Origin of the sequence: Synechococcus sp. R55.7 (assembly GCF_047461955.1) — a bacterium.
Classification (GTDB): Bacteria; Cyanobacteriota; Cyanobacteriia; order Thermostichales; family Thermostichaceae; genus Thermostichus.
This window is the reverse complement of the sequence record NZ_JANSIC010000079.1, coordinates 7683-11141: the sequence shown is the minus strand read 5'-3', so window position 1 is coordinate 11141 and position 3459 is coordinate 7683. Positions and strand designations below refer to the sequence as shown.

General features: G+C 58.0%; 5 protein-coding genes. 3 read left to right on the top strand and 2 right to left on the bottom strand.

What is annotated here, in order from left to right:
• Window positions 1–76: 76 nt before the first annotated feature.
• From NW820_RS05950 to NW820_RS05940, 3 genes are read left to right on the top strand one after another with little or no spacing between them, the layout of a single operon-like run.
• Window positions 77–646 (top strand): DUF3110 domain-containing protein, encoded by a 570-nt coding sequence (locus tag NW820_RS05950; protein ID WP_414343197.1) that lies wholly within the window; start codon window positions 77–79, stop codon window positions 644–646.
• Window positions 647–687: 41 nt separating this feature from the next.
• Complete coding sequence (locus tag NW820_RS05945) at window positions 688–1413, top strand: hypothetical protein (protein ID WP_414406961.1); 726 nt, start codon at window positions 688–690, stop codon at window positions 1411–1413.
• A 31-nt stretch (window positions 1414–1444) separates the two neighbouring features.
• Window positions 1445–1834 (top strand): hypothetical protein, encoded by a 390-nt coding sequence (locus NW820_RS05940; RefSeq protein WP_414406960.1) that lies wholly within the window; start codon window positions 1445–1447, stop codon window positions 1832–1834.
• A 24-nt stretch (window positions 1835–1858) separates the two neighbouring features.
• Here the strand turns inward: NW820_RS05940 and NW820_RS05935 are convergent, their stop codons facing one another.
• Both NW820_RS05935 and NW820_RS05930 read right to left on the bottom strand, forming a co-directional pair.
• Window positions 1859–2140, bottom strand: coding sequence for a DUF1830 domain-containing protein (locus NW820_RS05935; protein ID WP_414331305.1), 282 nt, complete (start codon window positions 2138–2140; stop codon window positions 1859–1861).
• Window positions 2141–2421: 281 nt separating this feature from the next.
• A partial coding sequence (locus NW820_RS05930; RefSeq protein WP_414406959.1) for a DUF3769 domain-containing protein occupies window positions 2422–3459 on the bottom strand: 1038 nt, incomplete at its 5' end.

Below are 3459 nucleotides of genomic sequence, written 5' to 3'. Positions count from 1 at the left end.
TCTGGCCGAGAAAGCGGGCAGCCACGATCATAGGAGAATTTCTCTCCAGAGACTCTCAAAGCAGCTAGTCTAGGCAATGATTTTGAATAAATCAGAGCCCATGATGAACACCGCCGAAGCCCTTCAGATTCTCAACCTTCCGCCGGACGCAACCGAGCGGCAGATCCGGGGGCGACTGTTTCAGGAATACCAAACCCTCAGTACTGCCCTCGCAGAACTGGAGGACGAGCGACAAAGACCCTTGCTAGAGGCGCAACTGGCGCGGCTGAATGAGGCGCGGGATGTATTGCTCAGCGGGGGATCCCAGGCTGAGAAGGGTTTGTCTTGGGTCAGCCCAGAGGACTTGCCCCCCCAGGTGATTGTGCTGCTTTACCAAGCCAATGGGCAGGAGGGAATCTGCACGCGCCAGGTTGGGGGTCAAGATATCGTCATTGCTTTCGAGAGCTCGTTTGCGGCAAGAAAATATGCGCAGCGGTTGGCTCAACAGGGACTGCCCAAGCCCGTGGCAGAACGCTTTGACACGCAGGAGATCGTCGATTTTTGCCGCAGCGGAGGGTATGGGTTGATGGTGGTTCCGGCCAGCGAAACGCTGGAGCCCCTACAAGAAAGCACGGAAGCTGCCCGTGATTGGCAGGGCAGGTCTTGATGCCGTTTGGCCTCGATCCACTTGCGTTAAGGGTGCCCTCGATGATTAGTGTGGAACCGATCTCTGTGGACGAGTTTCGCCAGCTCATGGCCGCCGATCTGGACGCTTGCTGCGAGGCCTTTGATTTGCGGGCGGAGTACCTGCGTCTGCAGCAACAGCGGCTACGCTCCTGGGGCATGCTGGCCTTTGGTTTGATAGCAATAGCCTTGGTCATCTTCTTGGGGATGCGGGATCCCGGCTCTTGGGTGTCCTATACCGCGGCTGCCGGGATCCTACTGCTGCTCCTGTTGGGGATCCTGAGAGTCAGCCTGCGCTTGGGAAAAAGCCTGCATCGCATCCGCCAGCGTTGGCAGGAAGCCCATCTGCTCAACAGCACCCCTGAGATGATGAAGTTTGCCACCGATCTGGCCCGCAAAGTAAAAGACTACAACCACTGGGTCAACGAGCTCCAACAATCCCTGCAGGGGGGGCAGCATTGGCGGGATTTTCGGCAACTCAGTGAGGCTGAGCAAAAGTACATCCAGTCGCTGTTTTTGCAGGTGCGGGCCCAACTGGTGATGGCCCTACAGGTGTGCCGAGCTTTGATCGAGGATCCACAAGCCTCTGTGGCTCAGTATCTCAACCAAATGGTTGCCCGGGATCAGCAACTGCTGGAGCAGTTTACCGCCAAAAACCTGACCGCCAACCGCTACGTGACCTTGGCTCGCCAGCTATCTGTGCTGGAGGAAGATTTGCAAGCCCAGCTCAGAGCCTTGGGATCCCGATGATACCCTGTTGGAGGTGTCCAGCAGCGTACTCATGGGCAGTAGAGGCACTCGAAAATTGTACGGCCTGTTGCTTGCCGGCGGACTGGGCTTGCTGGGATGCGGGGATCCGAATGTACCTCTGACCCAACCACCCCCCGATGCTTTTCGGGTCAGCACCCCACGGCCACCGCGCCTAGATCTCTATCCCACCCCACCACCCACGCCAACTCCTACGCCGACACCACCCCCCAGCTTGCTGGAGATCACGGCCCGTTGGTTGGGGATCCCTTGGCCGCCCCAAGAGACCAGCCTGGTGAGATTGAGCGCCCGTTTCCTGGAGATCCCACTACCCCCGAAGCCGCGCCGCTCCGCCAGCCCCTCGCCTCAGCCTTCCCCCAGTTCGGAAAGAGAAGAGAGAAAGCAGCAAGGCCGCGAAACCTAGTCCGCACCGCTGGCCTCTGGAGATCTAGGCGCCCGCAGTCACCGGCTCCGTTTCTCGAACGCGCAGCTTTTCACAGGGGATGGTATCCGCCAGAATAGAGCTGGCCATCATACCCGTGTGAATCTCTAGCTTGGCTCCAGGCACCGCTTCAAAGAGCAGCCGCTGGCCTGGAAAGACCACCCGCTCAAAGTACCAGTTTTCGATATTCGTGATGCGAACCACCTGAATGGAGCTGGTCGCATTGATGTAGCTACAGGTTATTCGCTCTGCTCGTTTTTTATCGGGGATTGCATCGAGTGTTTGCATAATTCAGATTACCAGCCCACGTTGCTCAGCCTACCATCTACCCTAACACCGTCTGGGGATCACTGCGGTAGTCTGCGATACGGCGATCCCAACTGGCAGAAATCAATCCTGGAAAAAATAACTTCTGTATTTTACCTTACTGTTTCGATTTCCAAGAGGGTTCTGCAATTCGAGGAAGATTTGAATTAGGATTTTTCCCCAATATGGGACAATTTCTCATAGAAAATCTCCGCAGAGTAGTAGTCAAGACTACACTTTTAAGCTGCCTTGGAGTTTGGGGATCAGGGCTCTTGGATCCTCGATCCCGTCGTCGGCTGCGGCGAGGATTGGCCGGGATCCCAGTTCAGGCCCTCCACCCGCAGCTCCAGAGCCCCCGACTGGCGCACCGGATTGTACTGCAGGCTAAAGCCATAGGTGCGGCGGTCGTAGCCCAGGCGATAGACGACATCCACCTGCTGGCCCGACTGCAAATCTACCGTTGTCTCTGCCCCCACCCGCAGCGGGCCGTACAGTTGTTGCAAAAAGCCCAGGACGAGCTGTTCCCGCGTGGTGATGCGGTCAAACAAAAATGGCGAGGCTCCGGCCAAAAAACCGTTGGAGTAGGTCACCCTCAGGTTGGTGTAGTCGAAGGTATCGGCCACAAAAGCCCCAATCACCGCATCAATGCCAATACTGCCGGCAGTATAGCTCTGGGCTCGGCCATTGGAGTAAAAAGACTGGCTGCTGCTCACACCGGTGCTGAGCCAGATCCCTTGCTCGATGGGCAGAGCGGAAAAGCGGGGTGGGGGATCCGCCGCCGTCTTGGGAGGGCTCCAGAGGGGAAAGGAGCGATTCAAGGTTGCCCCCAGTTGCAGGCGGGAGAGCTGAATGCGGTCGGTGGTGTTGGCTAAGGCCAACTCCGGATCCGTGTCGATTTCATCCGGCTGCCCCAAGGCATCGATGTAGTCGGCGGCTATGCGGTAGCTGAGATCCAAGCCGGTATTCCCTAGGCGGAGGGTGGGGGAGCGGTAGCTGGCACCGAGGCGGTTTTCCACAATTTGAAACCCCAGGCGACCGCTGAAGAAGCGTTCCCGATAGGCGTAGGTGTAGGCGACTTCTCCGCCATCGCCGGTGGTGATGCGGTGTTCGACCTGAGCTCGCAAGCGCTGAGCAAACTCCTGGAAGACGATCCCCCGCAGCTCGGCAAACAGCGAGGTTTGAGCGTTGGCTTCCGGTTGCCGCCAACGAAAATCGGCCCGCAGCCCGATCCCATCCAAAAGGCCCTGCTCACTGCCCCAAAGACGTTGTGGATACAGTTGCGGGGAGAGCACCAAGCTCAC

What these genes read in the sequence shown, in the direction of transcription:
- NW820_RS05950 (WP_414343197.1), top strand. Translation starts at nt 77, where the DNA reads ATGATTTTGAATAAATCAGAGCCCATGATGAACACCGCCGAAGCCCTT.
- NW820_RS05935 (WP_414331305.1), bottom strand. Translation starts at nt 2,140, where the DNA reads ATGCAAACACTCGATGCAATCCCCGATAAAAAACGAGCAGAGCGAATA.
- NW820_RS05940 (WP_414406960.1), top strand. Translation starts at nt 1,445, where the DNA reads ATGGGCAGTAGAGGCACTCGAAAATTGTACGGCCTGTTGCTTGCCGGC.
- NW820_RS05945 (WP_414406961.1), top strand. Translation starts at nt 688, where the DNA reads ATGATTAGTGTGGAACCGATCTCTGTGGACGAGTTTCGCCAGCTCATG.